We start from the raw sequence: 18,124 nt of genomic DNA on the forward strand, positions 1-18,124 counted from the left end.
TGACATTTTTATTAAACGCGTTTATTTAACGCGCGCAATTTACATCCCGCAAGGAGAATACATGCCCAGGCCCGCCTTGACCGAAGAAGAGATCCGCAGCTTTCGCAGAACGATCCTGAGCGCCGCCGCCAAGATTGTCGGGCGTGAGGGCCTTGGCCAATTGTCGATGCGCGGGCTGGCGGATGCTCTCGGCGTGACCGCCGGAGCGCTTTATCGGTACTATCCAAGCAAACAAGACCTAATCATCGACTTCTGTCGCGACGCGATTACCGACCTCAGAAATCGCTTCGATGAGATCCACCGGAGCGTCGATGATCCCCTGGCGGCCATCCGGTCGATGATGATGGCCTATGCTCGTTTTGGCCTCGAAGACAGCGATCGGTTTCGGATGCTCTTCCTCGATAATGATCAGGGCCTGACGTCGCCGCTTATGGATGACGAGGCGACGATGCAGCCCTATCGGCAGCTCGCCGAGCAGGTTGCCAGGGCTGCAGAAGCGGGCCTGATCGTTACCGCCGACAGCGAGCGGTCCACGCAGATCATCTGGGCCGGCGTGCACGGTCTCGTCACCCTCTCTTCTACCTTCAACGATTTCGACTTCGGAAATGTCGATCAGCTCGTCGATGAGATGATCGAACTGTTCATCAGCGGGCTTCGCCCGCAGGGAGCCTCACAATGAAGACAAGCATCCTGAAATACGTTGCTCTCGCGGGTGTCCTTGGCCTGCTGGCAGGCTGCAGCGAAGCCGAGCCGGAAGCCAAGGCGCCGCGGCCGATCAAGTCGGTGGTCGCGGAGGTCCGTTCGATCGGCGAGACTGTCAGCCAGACCGGCGAGATCCGCCCGCGCTATGAGACCCCGTTGAGCTTCCGCCTCGACGGCCAGCTCACCTTCCGCGTGGAGAATGGCATCGAGGTCAAGGCCGGCGAGCTCCTCGCCAGCATCGACAAGGTGCCCTCGCAGAACAACGTTCTGACCGCACGCGCCGAACTGGCAACCACCCAGTCGGCCCTGGAATTCGCCCGGCTGACCGCCGAGCGCAACCGTGAGCTCTTCGCCAAGAATGCCATATCGCGAGCGCAACTGCAGGAGGCCGAAGCCAATCTTCAAACAGCCGAAGCGCGCTTTGCAGCCGCCACGACCGCTTTGTCCACGGCCGAGGAGACGCTGACCTATACCGAGATCAAGGCGCCGCGCGACGGCATCATCTCAGCGGTCGGCGCCAATGTCGGCCAGGTCGTGCAGGCCGGCCAGCAGGTGCTGACGATCATCTCTAACCAGGATCGCGACGCCGTCTTCGATGTGCCGGAGCACATGCTCAACGTCGGCGCTGAGACGACTGAGGTCACCGTCAGCCTGATCTCCAACCCGGCCGCGACCGCGATCGGAACCGTACGTGAGGTCACGCCCTCTGCCGATCCGATCACCCGGACCTTTCGGGTCAAGGTATCGCTCGACGACATGGGCCAGCGTATGCCGTTCGGTGCCGCCGTGCTCGGCACCATCGTGCTCTCGCCGAAGGATTTGGTCGAGCTGCCTGCCTCGGTCCTCACAAACAACAACGGTGCGACAGCGGTCTTCGTTTTCGACAAGACATCGAGCAAGCTCGCCTATCGCACCGTCCAGGTCGATCGCTACGACGACCAGAACATCTACGTGTCTTCGGGCCTTGAGACGGGCGACATCGTTGCTACTGCCGGGGTGAGCAAGCTGCGTGACGGCGAAACCGTCAAGCTTGAGGCAGGGGAGGGTCAGTGATGGGCAACGCATCGCAACCGCAGGACAAGAAGTTCAACCTTTCCACTTGGGCGCTCCAGCATCAGTCGCTGATCATCTTCCTGATGATCATGACCATGGTTGCCGGCATCTGGAGCTATCAGCGTCTGTCGCGCAACGAGGATCCGCCGTTCACCATCAAGACCATGGTGGTCTCGGCGCTCTGGCCGGGCGCCAGCACCACGGATACGGTTAACCTGCTGACCGAGAAGCTGGAGAAGAAGCTCTCCGAGACACCTTATCTGGACCATACCCAGAGCTATTCGCGCCCCGGCCAGTCGGTCATCTTCGTCAACCTGCGTGACGATGCCCCGCCCGCCGAGGTCTCAGACGTCTGGTACCAGGTGCGCAAGAAGATCACCGATCTCGCACCGACACTGCCCCAGGGCGTGCAGGGGCCCTTCTTCGACGACGAATTCGGCGACACCTTCGGCAGCATCTACGCCTTCCAGGCGGAGGGCTTCTCCAAGCGCGAACTGCGTGACCGCGTCGAGACCGTGCGGGCGGAGCTCCTGTCGATTAAGGACATCGGCAAGGTCAATGTCCTCGGCGTCCAGGAAGAAGAGATCGTCATCGAATTCTCCTCCGCCAAGCTCGCCAGCCTCGGCGTCGATCCGGTCGCCGCCATGGAAGCGATCCGCGCACAGAACTCGGTCACCCCGACCGGGACCGTGCGCACGGAGAGCGAGAAGGTCTCGCTGCGCGTCAGCGGCGCCTTCACCTCCGAAAAAAGCCTGCACGACCTGACCTTCCGCGTCGGTGACCGGTTCATCCGGCTCGAAGACGTCGCCACCATCGAGCGACGCCTCGTCGACCCGCCGGCGCCCGCTTTCCGCGTCAATGGCGAGCCGGCCATCGGCCTTGCCATCTCCATGTCCGAGGGCGGCAACCTGCTCGAATTCGGCGATGCCCTGAAGGGGCGCATGGCCGAGATCGCCGCCGAACTGCCGCACGGCATCGAGATGATCCAGGTGGCCGACCAGACCACCGTCGTCAAGGATGCCGTCGGCGGCTTCGTCAAGGTGCTGATCGAAGCGATCGTCATCGTCATCGCGGTCTCCTTCGTCTCGCTCGGGACCCGGGCAGGCCTCGTCATCACCGCCTCGATCCCGCTTGTGCTTGCCATGACCTTCTTCGGCATGGATCTCGCCGGGATCGGTCTACAGCGCATCTCGCTCGGCGCCCTGATCATCGCGCTCGGCCTGCTGGTCGACGACGCTATGATCACGGTGGAAACCATGGTCTCCAGCCTGGAAAACGGCGAGGACCGGGCGGTCGCGGCAAGCCATGCCTACGAGACCACCGCCTTCCCGATGCTGACAGGCACGCTCGTCATGATCGCCGGCTTCATCCCGGTCGGTTTTGCCGCGTCGAGTGCGGGGGAGTACACCTTCTCGCTGTTCATGGTGGTGCTGATCTCGCTTCTGGCGTCATGGATCGTGGCGGTACTGTTCTCGCCACTGCTCGGGACCTGGATCCTGCCCAAGACCATGCCGCATCACTCAGGTCGGGACGGCCGCGTAATGGCCGCCTACAAGCGGGTGCTCAACTGGTCGCTGAACCATCGCTGGGTGACGCTCGGCGCAGCAATCGGGATGCTCGTCCTGTCCGGCTTCGGCGCGACCAAGCTCGAGGAACAGTTCTTCCCGGCCTCCGACCGTCCCGAACTGCTCGTCAGCCTGACCCTGCCGCAGAACGCCTCGCGCGAGGCGACCGAAGAGCGGGCACGCCAGCTCGAGGCCCTGCTGAAGGGGGACGAGGACATCGCCCACTTCACCACCTATGTCGGCTCCGGTTCGGTCCGCTTCTACCTGCCGATGGACCTGCTGCTGGAAAACGACAATGTCAGCGAGACCGTTGTTGTCACCAAGGGCATCGACGAGCGTGACGCCGTGCGTGCACGCCTCGAAGAGACCATGGGCCGCGACTTCGCCGACGTCACCACCCGCGTCTCGCCGCTCGAACTCGGTCCCCCGGTCGGCTGGCCGCTGAAGTACCGTGTCACCGGCGAAGACTACAAGACGGTGCGCGAACTGGCACTCAAGGTGGCGAATTTCGTCGGGGAGAATGCCAATACCCGCGACGTCAACCTGACGGCCGGCGAACCGCAGCGGCGCGTGACCGTCGTGGTCAACCAGGTCGAGGCGCGGGCGCTGGGAATGAGCTCGGAATCGGTGGCGAGCGAGATCTCCGCGATCTTCGCCGGCTCCACGGTCACCACCGTCCGGGACGGCGACCGGCTGGTGAATATCGTGGTCAAGGGTATCGAGGCTGATCGCACGTCGATCGCAACGATCGGCAACATCAACCTGCGTGGCAGCGCCGGCCGTTCGGTACCCCTGCGCCAGGTCGCGACGATCGAATACGGCATGGAAGAACCGGTCATCTGGCACCGTCAGGGCCGTCCGATGATCATCGTCCAGGCCGACGTCGCCAAGGGCCTGCAGCCGGCGACCGTGGCTGGCGAAGTCAACGCCTCGCTCGACGCGCTCAGGGAAACTCTGCCGATCGGCTATGCGATCCAGTCGGGTGGCATCACCGAAGAAGCCGCCAAGGGCAATGCCTCGGTCTTCGCGGTGATCCCGATCATGCTGATCGTCATCGTCGCGCTGCTGATGGTCCAGTTGCAGAGCTTCTCGCGCATGGGGCTTGCCATGGCCATGGCGCCCTTCGGTCTGATCGGCGTAGTGGCCGCCATGCTGCCGACCGGCACGCCGATGGGCTTCGTCGCACAGCTCGGCGTGATCGCACTCTCCGGCATGATCATCCGCAACGCTGTCATCCTGATCCAGGAAGTGGACCAGAATGTCGCCAAGGGCGAGCCAATCCGCGAGGCGATCGTGCATGCGGCCGTCCACCGGTCGCGGCCGATCCTGCTGACGGCGCTCGCCGCCATTCTCGGCATGATCCCGATCGCGGTCCAGATCTTCTGGGGCCCGATGGCCTTCGCCATCATCGGCGGCCTCGCGGCGGCGACCGTGCTGACACTGACGCTGCTGCCCTGCCTGCTGCTCTGGCTGCTGTCTGCTGAGCAAAACGAGGCGATTGAAAAACGCGATGCACCAGTGGATGGGACCGCCCTACATGATCACTGAACGCACCTCTCTAAGGAACTTCACCAGGGAGACCGCGCCATCGGCGCGGTTCGCCGTCGCCGGTCCGGTGCGGGGTGCCGCCGTCCTCATCCTCCTTCTCATGCTGTCTGCCTGTGGCCATCGGCCAGACGTATTTGTGCCGGTAAAGGTTGACGACCCTGCCAACAGCAAAGTCGACATGCTGGTGGCGACCACGCGTGCGCCATCCGCCAACCGCGCGCTGCGCTATTCTGGCGAACGCGGCGAGCATATCCGGCTCGACAATATCACAGTGTCCATCCCCGCAGACAACCACCGCCGTCCGGGCGAGATCCAGTGGCCGCGAGGTCGCCGGCCGGATCCGCAGAAGGCTTTCGTCGTGACTAGCGCCAAGGAGATGAGTGAGAAGCAGGCGATGGACTGGTTCAAACGCACCAGCGTTGGCAAACGGCGGGTGCTCATCTTCGTGCACGGCTTCAATACGACCTATGCTGATGCCGTGTTCCGCTTCGCTCAGATCACGCACGACATCCGGATGGATGCCGCACCGGTCCTATTTACCTGGCCGTCGCGGGGAAGCGCGCTCGACTATGTCTACGACAAGGAAAGTACGATCTATTCGCGCTTCGGCCTTGTCACCCTGCTCGAAGAGGCGATCCATAGCCCTGATGTCGCTGATATCACGGTGCTTGCCCATTCCATGGGGACGTTGCCAACCATGGAGGCGCTGCGCGATGTGGCGTTGAAGACAGGTCGGGTGTCGCCCAAGTTGCGTAATGTCGTTCTCGCCTCGCCTGACATCGATGTCGACGTGTTCCGCCGACAGGTGGTCGAGATGGGGTCGACGCGACCGCGTTTCACGGTCTATGCGTCCCGAAACGATCTGGCGCTAGCGGCATCGACCTTCATTGCCGGCGACATCGGTCGTCTCGGGTCGGCTGATCTCAGGCCCTTCAAGGCTGATCTGGAGCGCGAAGGTATTAGCGTTATCGATGCCACCGACGCGCAGCAAAAGGACGTGCTTGGCCATACCGCCTTCGCCGAGAATTCTGACATGCTGCAAGCGCTCGCAGCCCGTCTCGCCAACCAGAGGATCGATACCGACGATGCCGGGCTGGGCCTACGGCTCGCCCGCACAGGTGCGGGCGTTGTGCGCACAACCATCGTTTCGCCGCTTCGGCTGATGGCTCCAGCGAACGGATGACGAAACCTGAAGGATTATCTGAGTTCAGCATCCACCGGCGTTAACACCGGCGATGCGCTCGTCTGAGAGATGGCGTCCGCGCTGCCACGTTAGCTTCGAGTCATCTGCCTTCCGACGAATGCCGAGAAGTACTGGGGCGAAGTGACCGCGGCGCCGTTCTATCGCATGACCACTAAGTCACTTTGATTGAGGCAAAAAACGACCGCTCTGGTCTTGAGCAAAGCCCCCCTGCTGAGCCGGTTGCTCACTTCATGGCATCGATATCTACGCACTGCGCCACCGCTCGGGCTTAAGCCTCCGCGGCTGTCCCATCAACACGCCTGACGCCCCGATTATTCCACCGACGCGCGAAACGAATTTACGTCATGATCGCTGTACATCCAAGAAATACCGTATTGGCAGCTATAGGTTAATCCAAAATCGGGTGATTGAAGGCGCAGGCCCAAGTCTTCTTCAGGGCCTATCCTCCACCGCATTGCCGTTGCTGCAGGTTAAGATGAGACAATTTGGCTTCACTATACGGCTTGTCGCAGCATTTGCAGCTCTCTCGGGTCTTATCATCGCTCAGGGGCTCCTCAATCGGCAAATCGCGACAGAAGCTCAGCAACAGGTTATCCGCGGACGCTTTGCAGGCGATCTATTGTCTGGGCTGCTTGAACTCTCCGCTTCAAAGCAAAGGCTACGAGCATGGTCCCTGCGGGCACTCATTGGAGCTGATCACGAGCCGGGAGATGGCGAAATCCTGCGCACTCAAATGCAATCCACAATCGATGCGCTGAAGACCATCAGCTTACAATCGCGCCAATTTGATCAGCTCGCTGGCGCACCTACATCGGATAAGGATACGCTCGACGAAGCGCTCTATCTCCTGTCAGGCAGCGTTACTGCGCTTCAGCCAGCCATAGAGAGGATCAGCGACCAGAGCGACACGGGTGATGTCCGTGCTGCCTGGGCCTCGATCGAAACGGTGTTTGATCAAGGCGCGGGCAGAGACCTGCGCGAAGTACTCAACAGCAGCATCGACAGGGAAACTGAACAACTGGCCATAAAGCGATCTGATGCAGACGCCGCTCTCGTCCATCTCAATCGCGTTTCCTTGGCCATGACACTGGTGATTACTGTTGTCGGCACGGCGCTGGCTTTCATGATTGCACGTGCTATACGTCGGCCACTTCAGCAGATGGTAGACGGTGCCAGGGCTTATGAACTTGGAGAGCTCGAGCACCGAATTCCTGTGTCGAGCACTGACGAATTTGGTCGGTTCGCGCAGAGTATCAACCGCATGGTGCGCGAACTCTCCGCAAGACGGGCAGAAGAAGCAGAATTGCGCAATAGCCTCGAACGTCAAGTCGCCGAGAGAACTTCTGCCCTTGAGATTGCGCTGTCGCGTTTGCGTGAATCGGAAGGGCGCAGGCTAAGACTGCTTGCCGACATGAGCCATGAACTTCGAACACCGACAACCGCAATCCGCGGAGAGGCGGAAGTTGCGCTGCGGGGATATAAAGATCAGGATGGTTATCGCGCCGCGCTTCGTCGCATCGGCCAGGCTGCAGACCAGATGGGAAGTCTGATCAACGATCTTCTGCTGATGTCTCGAGGCGAGAACCAAGGCCTAACACTCTCGCTAGCCCCTATCGATATTGCCGGTCCTCTTGAAGAGGCTCTGCTAACCGCCACATCAGCCGCCAACCAGCGCGGAGTAGTGCTTTCGACCCAGTTCGAGGATGCCGAGACGATAGTGGCGGGAGACCCTGTGCGCCTGCGCCAGGTGATTGCGCTCTTACTCGATAACGCAATTCGCTACTCTTATCCGGGCGGCGAAGTCGAGATTGTCTCCGGCGTCCACGACAACAACTGGCAGCTCACCATTCGTGATGGCGGCATCGGCATTGAACCCTTGGCGCTTCCACACGTGTTCGAACGGGGTTTTCGAGGGGCCAATGCAAGACTGCATCGGCCAGACGGCACTGGACTGGGATTGCCTATCGCCAAACAGTTAGTCAGCGCCCATGGCGGCTCAATTGCGCTCGAGAGCAACGGGCAGCACGGCACTATGGCAAGGCTCGGCTTGCCGCTTTTGTTGGCTGGCCATGATATCCCGCCTTCATTGACGGAGACGAAAAATTGAATGTTTTGATTATTGAAGACGACCCCCGCGTCGCTGATTTCCTAGAGCGCGGATTGCGCGCCGAAGGCTATGGGGTCAGCGTCGCTCGCGACGGTCCGTCAGGTGTGGAGATGGCGCACGAAAAATGGCGTGAATGGCGTTCAACGGGTCGACATGGGGCAATCCTTCTTGATCTGATGCTGCCGATTATCAATGGCGCCGATGTCTGTCAGACCCTGAGGGCAAGTGGCGTATCAGCCCCCATTCTAATGCTGACAGCGTTGGGCTCTGTAGAGGACCGTATTTCCGGACTTCGGATGGGGGCCGATGACTATCTAGTCAAGCCGTTTTCCTTCGAAGAATTGTTGGCGCGCATAGAGGCCCTATTGCGCCGTTCGCCCGAGATTCAGCCACTGGGTGAAAAAAACTTGCGCGTCGGACCGCTAGAACTGGACCGCGTGTCTATGCGGGTGACCGTTTCCGCCCAAGAGGTTTCCCTGACCGCGAAGGAGCTTGCACTTCTTGAGCTATTCATGTCGGCCCCCGGCAGGGTCTTAAGCCGGGAGCGGATATTGTCGAACATCTGGGGCGCCGGCGAGGATCCGTTGACCAATGTGGTTGACGTTTACGTGCGCCGGCTTCGCTCAAAGATTGGCAGTGCGCAAGAGGAGAGATCTCTCATTAGCACTGTGCGCGGCATTGGTTACCGCATGGAACGCGGGACGCCAACTTGAAGAGACATCCCGCGATTTCGTACCGACGATGCCTATGGCTTGGCAGTAAAGGGGAGCGACGAGTGGTGCTGGACAATCCGAATATTGCCCTCGTCATCCTTCTTGAAGGTCCATGACTTGTCGACAGTCGTGACATTGCCATCCTTGTCGGTGAACGAAACGTGACCAAGCGTGGTGCCGTATTCGCCGTTCACGAGGATCGCAGCGTTCTTGACTTCGACATTCCGCCAGCCTTTCAGAGCAAAGCCTGTGTCGTCCGGATATTTCGGATCCTGCCCAACGAAATAGGCAAGCGCGCCCTCACGGCTCGTCCGGAATGTCTGAGGAGACTGTGTCAGTGTAGGCTTAAAGAGGACAGGTCCTAGTTGATAGCCATAGGCGGTATCAATTACCTTTTGCGCCAAAGTTCGCGCGGGCACCTCGCCCTTGTCTTCATGCTCGCGTGAGATTGCGACGAGTGCCTCACCCCATGCCTTTTGAGCCTGCAGAATTTCAGCCTCGCTGATGGCGTTGTTGCCGATCTCGACCGCGCTTGCTGCACCGGTTGTCATAAGCAAAACGGTTCCCGATACGGCAGCTGCCTTGGCCATCCAACCCATAATCTATCTCCTTTTTGAAAGCCCATGCGGGCGGCAGACTTCATATCGGTGGTCGGTCTGACAGTTGGGTTTCGTCGTCATGAACGGATGATGAATTGTCGATGAAAATCTAGGTAGCCGATCCTAGTTGTTGGGTGCATGACGTTACGTCCTCCCGCTGAGCTCCGAAATGACCGAGGGGCTTACGCTGCTTGCAAGACGGCCCGAAACCTTAGCTCCTAACAACTGTCAGCAACAGAAAACAGAGCGGCCGAGCCTGCATTAAAATGCCTGCGCGATGCCCTATAGAATGATTGCCATTATAGCTCGGCCGCTCTGGCCCGCTCGCATCTTCAGCTAGGTGGCGATCTTAGTTACAAGCAACACAATCAACACTTCCGCAATCTATCAATTTACGTTTAGGCTTGCCAGATCGCAGCTCCCGCAGGTCGCTACTTTAGTGTTTACAAATATTAAACCTTACAACGGTACTTCTATTTGTCTGTAAAAACCGAAGGAAAAGGTTATGGCACACTTGTCTCTGTCAGTGCGGCTTTATGCACTGGTCGCACTGGCTCTCGCGGTTCTGGTGGGCGCGCTGACTTACAGCCTGTTCCAATCGTATGACACGCTGGTCCAGGAGCGCCGCATGGGGCTGGCGCAGATCAACGACAATTCTGTCGCGATCTTGAACAAGTATCACAAGATGGAGCAGGAAGGCACGTTGACGCGCGAGGAAGCGCAGGAGCGGGCCAAAGACGTCATCGGCGCGATGCGCTACGAGCCCGACGGCTACATGTGGATCAACGACATGCAGCCGGCCATGGTCATGCATCCGATCAAGCCGGAACTGAACGGCAAGGATCTGAGCCAGAACAAGGACCCGAACGGCAAATTCCTGTTCGTCGAATTCGTCAATACCGTGAAGGCCGGCCAGGAAGGCTTCGTCGACTATTACTGGCCGAAGCCGGGCTTCGAAGAGCCGGTCGAGAAGCTGTCGCATGTCATCGGTTTCCAGCCCTGGGGCTGGGTCGTCGGCACTGGCGTCTATTCGGACGACCTGGCAGCGCTATTCCGCCAGACGGCCATCCAGTATGGCATGCTGATCGCGCTTGCGCTGATCGGCAAGCTGATCTGTGCCTATCTCGTGGTTCGCAGCGTCGTGAAGCCGATCAACCGCCTGAAGGACTCGATGCAGGGTATCGCCGATGAAAAAGTGGACATGGAGATCGCCGACACGGAGCGTCGCGACGAAATCGGCGGCATGGCGCAAACGCTTGTCGTACTGCGCGACAGCGTGCGCGAACGCATCGAGTTGCGCGACCGCGAAGCGCAGCAGCAGGCGAGCCTGGACGGCGAGCGCGAGCGCAACGAGCTCAATCTGCGCAGCTCTTCCGAGCGGCAGAACCATGCGATCAATGCGCTGGGTTCGGCGCTGGAGCGTCTGGCCGAAGGTGACCTCACCGTGCAGATCGGCGTGATCGGCTCCGAATACGAAAAGCTGCGCGACGACTTCAACCGTGCGGTCGACTCGCTTGGCAGTGTCATTGCCTCGATCAACCAGACGAGTGACGTGGTCACGTCCTCGGCCGGCAATATCAGCGAGGCGACCAACAACCTGTCGAAGCGTACCGAGCAGCAGGCGGCAGCCCTCGAAGAGACGGCGGCTGCCCTCGACGAGATCACCGCGACGGTTCGCACGGCGGCGGAACGCGCCAATGAGGCACGTCAGATGGTGGCGGAGACCAAGACCAGCGCCAACCGCTCCGGTGAAATCGTTCGCAATGCGGTCGATGCCATGGGCCGGATTGAGGGCTCGTCGCAGAAGATCAGCCAGATCATCTCCGTCATCGACGAGATCGCCTTCCAGACCAACCTGCTGGCACTCAATGCCGGCGTCGAGGCGGCACGTGCCGGCGAAGCAGGTCGCGGCTTTGCTGTCGTGGCGCAGGAAGTGCGGGAACTGGCGCAGCGGTCTGCCAATGCGGCGAAGGAGATCAAGACGCTGATCAGCGCATCGGCTGCCGAAGTCGACACCGGCGTTGGCCTGGTGCGCTCCACCGGCGAGGCGCTGCTCGAGATCGAGGCACTGGTCAACCGCGTCAACGAAAGCGTCAACACGATCGCGACCGCTGCCAAGGAACAGGCCACGGGGCTTGCCGAGATCAACACCTCGGTCAACCACATGGACCAGATGACGCAGCAGAATGCGGCAATGGTGGAGGAGACGTCGGCCGCCGGTCAGGCGCTGGCGGAAGAGAGCTTCAACCTGCGCCAGCTGCTCTCGCGCCTAAAGGTCAACGCCACGCAGGCGGTGGTCGGACATCGGCGGGCGGCGTAAATTGTTTCAATGCGACCGCAGCTCTTTCTGCGGTCGCATTGATTTGTATGTGTCTGCTGAACCATTCATCCCGCGTTTTCGGTGTACGTTCGAGGACGCGAGTGCGTTCGAACCGAGATAGCGACTAGCCGGTCGTACATCATTACCCGAGATGTACGATGCGGTCGATCCGGCTCGGATAGCTTCAGCTATACCCTAACCCGCCCGTTCGATGACTTTCGTTAACCGTCGGCAGTCTATGCATCATTGCGATACCAAGCACCGACCCATTGCCCAGCAAGCCTTCTCCACCAATCTCATGCGCTGGACTATAGAGCACAGTTAGCGACGACGGATCATAGCGGCAAACAAAAATTTTGGCGGAGGTCTGTCGCCCAAGCGCAGCTTGTAACGTTAAGTTCAACAGTATTAACGAGCAATGGGCACCAAAAATAAAACCATAACGAGCATCGTCAGTCGACTAGCTCATCAGCGATGCAGGCTGCTCAGAGCTCTCCGTCAGGAGATCAATGCGGACATGCTCCACTCTATCATCCATGGCAGGTAATCCTTCCTTCCAGTTCTGCCGTTCCTCCACTGCCCATGGCGCAAGGGAGTAGGGTTCAGGGGCACGACGCTCGCCAAAAACTTGTCGTTAAGAGAGCCGGGTTGCTAATCGCCGGAATTCCAATTTTTTTGTGGAGGACGCCAAAATGCATAGTGTTTTGTAAAACGGAGTGTCCGCATCGTATTTGGTGAACGATACAAACTCGATGAACAAGCCTTCCGGGCGCTTGCCGAGCTTTTCCCACAAACGTTGCGACGGCGCATTGTGGTCTTCCACCTAAGCATAGATCCGGAAGCCACTCTTTTTGAAAAGATGATCGAGTAGGACTCTTGCGGATTCGGAGTCAGAGTCCTGACCGGCGAACTCGAGGTGCCAGCAGACCGAGGTGGTCTGGGCGTCCTTCTCGTCACCTCCTGTACTACAACCGAAGTAATCGCCGATGACCTGACCGGTCTCCTTCGAGCAATTCGTAAGGCATAATGCGTCACCACGCGTTTCTGGAACTCGATTTCCGCAGTTGCGAGGTCTGGAAGAGGAAGCACGTGGCGCTCAGCCCGCGCAAATAGGCAAAGAGTTATGCTCCATCTCTCTAGCGAAATCACCTCAGAATCAGGCGCTCGGTTTCGATGATCTGCATAGGCTCTGCCCTCCCCGGAAACTGGTCAATGATGAGCCCGGGACAGGCTCCGGTGCCTCGCCAGGGCGAAGAAAACGATGACAGCCAGCATAGCGATAATCGCGGCCGCCGTAACGGGGCTCTGCCGGTCAATATGATGCCGAGCGTGAGCCATTTTGCAAGATTGTCCGCAAGGCAAACTATCCATCCAAAATGGACCTATTGGTGGACATCTAAGCCACAGCAAGATCGTCGTGGACCAATGCTGTTCACTCAATCAATCAGGCAGTGAACCATCCTGAAACCATGGGTTCGCTGTCATCCCATCGATTGCGAGGCGAGCGCGAACAGCGCGCCTTTGTCGTCACCGACGGTTCCGTAATCGACACCTTCGCCGAGCGTCATGGTCGTCACGGTGTCGAAGATCGGCAGGCCACATTGCTGAATGAAGCTGGCGAAGGGGCCGGTCTCGAAGTGAGTATCGACGCGCAGGAAACGACCCGCGTGGACTTCCACATGAGGCCGCACAACGGCGATCGCCTCTTCAACGGACAATGCGGCAACCGGGCCCAGCACGTGGCCACGTCCGAAGGCGCGGCTCATGGAATATGCCGACAGTTCTTCGGCCCGAAACAGCCCATAGGAGAGCGAACTCTCGAACAAGCGGGCGAGATGGACCGGGCGAGAAACACCAAATCCTGGCGCATCGAGCGCGATCACTGCATCGAGATCGCTTGACCGCAACTGCCTGATCTCATGCCCGGCGGGCAAATCAATCGTCTCCGCCAGTCCGCGGGCCTCCCCCTGGCACTGGAACACCGTCTGTTGCGCCACAAAATCCAACGAGCGATACAGACGGCGCGCGGCACGCGTCGCATTGAGCCGCAGGCCCATGCCGGGGCAGTCGGCCAGAACACGCTGCATCAGCCACTTCGCCGTCCCATTGGCCTGCAGACGCGGCGATGTGATCAGCATGCCGAGGGTTGCGAAATGCTCTCCGTGGGGGAACCACATGGCTGAGCCCATCACACGGTCGATTTCGTCGAGAGCGACGAAACCATGGCCGAGTTCACGCAGATATTGCCAATCTTCTCCCCGATGGGGCCAACCGACAGCGATCGACAGTGCATGCAACTGCTCCAGATTGACATCTGCCACGTCGGCGAAACGCATTTGGTATGCGTCGACATGCAACGTGTCGGGTATTTTCAGATCCATTATCCGCCTCCCTAGCGTCAAGCGAACCCGCCGTCAGCCGCTCGCACTCTCTTTTTAAGCGTACTCTAGCCGGCCACTGCAGAACATTCCGCTTCAACGGCGCCATCCAGCACAAGAATTGTGCCGTATGACGATCCCTTTCGGCAGCCACTCATGCCGGTCGTGCCTAATCTTGCAAGTCGAACCGCAACCAAGAGCCGAAGCGAGTGTTACAAACCGCACGAGGAATAGCGCGATGAATGCCACCGATATCCTAACCGTGCTGGTAGGCTTCCCGTCTGTTGTCGGCACCCCCAACGCCGAAATCGTTAAATGGGTCAGGTCCTATCTCGAGAGCTTCGGCATCACCGTGCATGTTATCCCCGGCCCCGAGGGAGACCGAGCCAATCTCTTCGCCACCATCGGCCCTTCAGACAAAGCTGGTTATCTCCTGTCCGGTCATATGGATGTGGTTCCAGCGCAGGAACCGAACTGGACGAGCGATCCCTTTGTCCTGCGCATCGACGGAGAACGGCTCTATGGCCGTGGTACCAGCGACATGAAGGGGTTTCTCTCAGCCGTGCTGGCGGCAGTCCCCACGCTGACCGCCTCACCCCTTGCTCGTCCCATCCATATCGCCTTTTCCTATGACGAAGAAGCAGGTTGTCGCGGGGTGCCGCATCTCCTTGCCCAGTTGCCAGACCTATGTGTGGCACCACTGGGCGCGGTGATCGGCGAGCCAAGCGGCATGCAACCAATCCTCGCACACAAGGGCAAGGCAGCCGCCCGTATCACGCTGCGGGGCCGATCTGGTCATTCGTCGCGGCCGGATCTCGGTTTGAATGCAGTGCATTCCATGGCAACGGTCTTGCAGGCTGCCGTGTCGACGGCGCAAGATCTTGCAGGCGGCCCTTTCGACCCGACCTTCGAGCCACCCTATTCCTCGTTGCAGGCAGGCTTGATCCAGGGCGGCCAGGCGCTCAACTTCATTCCGGATCTCTGCACGCTGGACCTTGAGGCACGCGCCATCTCCGGTGTTGACCCCGCGACCCTGCTGGCGCCGATCCGCATCGCTGCCGAAGGACTGCGGAAATCTGGAATCAGTGTCGAATGGGAGGAACTGAGCGCCTATCCGGCCTTATCGCTTTTGCGCCAGACCGGTCTTGCCAACCTCCTGACGGAACTCACCGACCAGGAACCGCTCGCCGCCGTCAGCTACGGGACGGAGGCCGGGCTATTCAAGGCAGCTGGCGTCGACGCCATCATCTGCGGTCCAGGCGACATAGCCGCGCTCACAAACCCGACGAATACATTCTGGCAAGCGAGCTCTCGGCTTGCCAGTTGATGATCGAGGCGCTCGGCAAGCGCTGCTGCGCTTAAATTTCCGACAAAATGGACACCAGCCCATGACCTTCCTCTTTCACTCCGACGCCCACCGCGGCGCAATCTTCCGGGAGGCCTTTGCGCGAGATCTGCCGGATCTGCCTTTCTCCATGGACCCTGGCACGGTTGATCCGGACTCCGTGCGTTACCTGATCACCTGGACGGTTCCCGAAAATCTGCAGCGCTACCGCAATCTCGCAGCTCTGTTTTCCATCGGCGCCGGCGTCGACCAGTTTCGCATCACAGACGTGCCACCTCACGTGAAGGTGGTCCGCATGGTGGAAGAAGGCATCGTTCGCATGATGCAGGAATATGTGACGCTTTCCGTCCTCGCGCTCCACCGCGACCTGCCCGCCTATCTGGGCCAGCAGCGCGCCGGGCTCTGGCAGGCTCTGGCTCCGGTACAGGCGCCTGAGCGGCGCGTCAGCGTCCTTGGCCTCGGCATGCTTGGACAGGCGGTGCTCGAACGACTGAAGCCCTTCGGTTTTCGACTTTCAGGCTGGTGCCGGTCACCGCACGCGATTGAAGGCGTGACGTGTCATGCCGGAAGCGATGGCCTGAGCGATATGCTGTCTGTCACCGACATTCTGATCTGCCTGCTTCCGCTCACGGCAGAGACGCGCGGTTTGCTCAATGCGGATCTCTTCAGCCGTCTGCCGCGCGGGGCTGGTGTCGTTCATACAGGCCGGGGAGCACAGCTCAACCATGAGGACCTCATCTCGGCCCTCGATAGCGGCCAGCTCTCCGGCGCCGTCGTCGATGTGACCGATCCCGAACCGCTTCCAGCCGGCAATGCCTTCTGGAGCCATCCCCGCATCCTGCTGACACCGCATGTGGCGAGTGTCACGCAGCCGCATTCCGCAGCCAAGGCCGTCATCGACAACATCAAACGCCTGAGCACCGGCCTCGATCCGGTCGGCCTTGTCGACCGCCGTCGCGGATACTGACTTGTTCAACCCGAAAGGAAAACCATGTCGCTTCTGAAAACCATTGACCCCAATCCCTCATTTGCCCCGCGCGACGCCGTGCCGACGCAGGAACGACTGATCTCCGGAAACCCCAGCTTCAAGACCTGGGCGCAGGATGCCGCCCGCAACGAGACCATCCATACCGGTGTATGGGAAGCGACACCGGGGCTGACCCATTCGATTAAGGGCGAAACCTTCGAGTTTTGCCATATCCTCTCCGGCCTCGTGGAAATCACGCCGGAAGGTGGCGAGCCGGTGACCTACAAGGCCGGCGACAGTTTCGTCATGAAGCCTGGTTTCGTCGGCACATGGCGGACCATCGAGACAGTCCGGAAGGTCTACGTAACGGCTTGAAGGCGGGGGCAGCGGCGGTCATCCCAACCCGCCGCTGCCACAACGGAGCGCCGAAGATTAAGCTGCACGGCGGCCGCAAAACAGGGTTTTCATCCGTCTCTCCTGCCGTGATCGGGGCAAGCTACTCCGGCCGATCCGGTAGCCTCGCAAGATAGCTATCCGAGGTAATCCTGATGACCCTGAGTTTCGATCCAGCCAGCCTGTCCCTTCCGATCGGGCATTTCATCGGAAATAGCCTCATCCCGGCCGATGGCGTCATCCCGATGCACCGGCCATCCGATGGCAAGGCCTATGCCGGTTGCCCGCGGGCCGACGCCGACATGGTCGACCGTGCGGTCGAAACCGCCAAGGCCGCACTGAAGAGAAGTAACTGGGGCGGCGTTCGCCCCCGCGAGCGGCTGAACGTGATGCACCGCTGGGCCGATATGATCGAGAACGAAGCGGTCACACTGGCCCGGCTAGAAGCGCTTTCCTCGACCCGGCCGGTCGGCCATCTGATCGAAGGCGACATTGCCATTTCGGCCGAGCAGATCCGGTTCTTTGCCGAATTCGCCGACAAGGAAGGCAGCGACCTGGTCCCGACCGATGACAGCAATCTCGGTATGATCGTGACCGAACCCTATGGCGTGGTCGGCGCCATAACCCCCTGGAACTTCCCCATTTCCATGGCTGCGTGGAAACTTGCGCCGGCGCTTGCCGCCGGTAATGCTGTGGTGCTGAAGCCCTCTGAAATGACGCCGTTTTCCGCCATCTATCTCGCGGAACTTGCCGTGCGCGCCGGCATGCCGGCCGGGCTTATCAATGTCGTTCTCGGCGACGGTCCATTAACCGGCAATGCCATCACCGGCCATCCCGACATTGCCAAGGTCAGTTTCACCGGCTCGACGCGCGCGGGCTCGGCAATCATGGAGAATGTCTCCCGCACCGGCATCAAGCCGATGACGCTCGAACTCGGCGGCAAGAGCCCTCAGCTCGTTTTTGCAGATGCCGATCTCGACGAGGCGGCAGCCGCAATCGCCACCAGCATCATCAGCAATGCCGGACAGGCCTGCGTTGCCGGATCACGCCTGATCGTCGAAGAAAGTGTCGCAGCGCCGCTTGTCGATGCCATGCGTGCATAACGTAACGTTAAATTATGGAACTCTGATCGCGCATTAGCCAAATTATTGCGAAACAATCGAGGCGATTGATCGTGGAGAGCCTGAGCCAAAATAACGATCGCATCTGCATTGCGAAAGAGCAATGGGC

Annotated in this window: 11 protein-coding genes and 2 pseudogenes; 11 read left to right on the forward strand and 2 right to left on the reverse strand. The window is 60.0% G+C overall.

Annotated features, from left to right (window positions below):
- Nucleotides 1-61 precede the first annotated feature (61 nt).
- The 6 genes from AC02Y0_RS24770 (at nt 62) to AC02Y0_RS24795 (ending at nt 8,892) form a co-directional block, all read left to right on the forward strand.
- Nucleotides 62-679 carry a TetR/AcrR family transcriptional regulator gene (locus AC02Y0_RS24770; RefSeq protein WP_476384667.1) on the forward strand — a complete coding sequence of 206 codons (618 nt, stop codon included), beginning with the start codon at nt 62-64 and terminating at the stop codon, nt 677-679.
- Entirely contained in the window at nt 676-1,755 is a 1,080-nt protein-coding gene (locus AC02Y0_RS24775) for an efflux RND transporter periplasmic adaptor subunit (protein ID WP_476384597.1), read from the forward strand. Before AC02Y0_RS24770 ends, AC02Y0_RS24775 begins: the two co-directional genes overlap by 4 nt.
- Entirely contained in the window at nt 1,755-4,868 is a 3,114-nt protein-coding gene (locus AC02Y0_RS24780) for an efflux RND transporter permease subunit (RefSeq protein WP_476384668.1), read from the forward strand. The genes AC02Y0_RS24775 and AC02Y0_RS24780 overlap by 1 nt, the downstream gene beginning before the upstream one ends.
- Nucleotides 4,858-6,051, forward strand: coding sequence for an alpha/beta hydrolase (locus AC02Y0_RS24785; protein ID WP_476384669.1), 1,194 nt, complete (start codon nt 4,858-4,860; stop codon nt 6,049-6,051). Before AC02Y0_RS24780 ends, AC02Y0_RS24785 begins: the two co-directional genes overlap by 11 nt.
- A gap of 496 nt (nt 6,052-6,547) precedes the next feature.
- Nucleotides 6,548-8,179: a sensor histidine kinase gene (locus AC02Y0_RS24790; RefSeq protein ID WP_476384550.1), complete on the forward strand. Its 1,632-nt coding sequence runs from the start codon at nt 6,548-6,550 to the stop codon at nt 8,177-8,179.
- On the forward strand, nt 8,176-8,892 hold the full coding sequence (locus AC02Y0_RS24795) for a response regulator transcription factor (RefSeq protein WP_476384551.1): 717 nt from the start codon (nt 8,176-8,178) through the stop codon (nt 8,890-8,892). The genes AC02Y0_RS24790 and AC02Y0_RS24795 overlap by 4 nt, the downstream gene beginning before the upstream one ends.
- A gap of 32 nt (nt 8,893-8,924) precedes the next feature.
- Here the strand turns inward: AC02Y0_RS24795 and AC02Y0_RS24800 are convergent, their stop codons facing one another.
- Nucleotides 8,925-9,443 carry a hypothetical protein gene (locus AC02Y0_RS24800; RefSeq protein WP_476384670.1) on the reverse strand — a complete coding sequence of 173 codons (519 nt, stop codon included), beginning with the start codon at nt 9,441-9,443 and terminating at the stop codon, nt 8,925-8,927.
- 553 nt (nt 9,444-9,996) lie between these two features.
- On the opposite strand from AC02Y0_RS24800, the gene AC02Y0_RS24805 reads away from it, so the two are divergent.
- On the forward strand, nt 9,997-11,811 hold the full coding sequence (locus tag AC02Y0_RS24805; RefSeq protein WP_476384552.1) for a methyl-accepting chemotaxis protein: 1,815 nt from the start codon (nt 9,997-9,999) through the stop codon (nt 11,809-11,811).
- Nucleotides 11,812-13,292: 1,481 nt separating this feature from the next.
- Here the strand turns inward: AC02Y0_RS24805 and AC02Y0_RS24810 are convergent.
- Nucleotides 13,293-14,192 carry a GNAT family N-acetyltransferase gene (locus AC02Y0_RS24810; RefSeq protein ID WP_476384553.1) on the reverse strand — a complete coding sequence of 300 codons (900 nt, stop codon included), beginning with the start codon at nt 14,190-14,192 and terminating at the stop codon, nt 13,293-13,295.
- Nucleotides 14,193-14,427: 235 nt separating this feature from the next.
- Here AC02Y0_RS24810 and argE point away from each other — a divergent pair.
- From argE to AC02Y0_RS24830, 4 genes and pseudogenes are all read left to right on the forward strand, one after another.
- Nucleotides 14,428-15,551 (forward strand): annotated as a pseudogene (gene argE, locus AC02Y0_RS24815) (acetylornithine deacetylase).
- A 26-nt stretch (nt 15,552-15,577) separates the two neighbouring features.
- On the forward strand, nt 15,578-16,501 hold the full coding sequence (locus AC02Y0_RS24820) for a 2-hydroxyacid dehydrogenase (RefSeq protein WP_476384554.1): 924 nt from the start codon (nt 15,578-15,580) through the stop codon (nt 16,499-16,501).
- 24 nt (nt 16,502-16,525) lie between these two features.
- Nucleotides 16,526-16,876 (forward strand): cupin domain-containing protein, encoded by a 351-nt coding sequence (locus AC02Y0_RS24825; protein ID WP_476384555.1) that lies wholly within the window; start codon nt 16,526-16,528, stop codon nt 16,874-16,876.
- A 173-nt stretch (nt 16,877-17,049) separates the two neighbouring features.
- Nucleotides 17,050-17,988, forward strand: a pseudogene (locus AC02Y0_RS24830) (aldehyde dehydrogenase family protein); the annotation flags it as partial.
- Nucleotides 17,989-18,124: the final 136 nt, after the last annotated feature.

It is taken from the genome of Allorhizobium sp. nf9_anc (genome assembly GCF_056323085.1).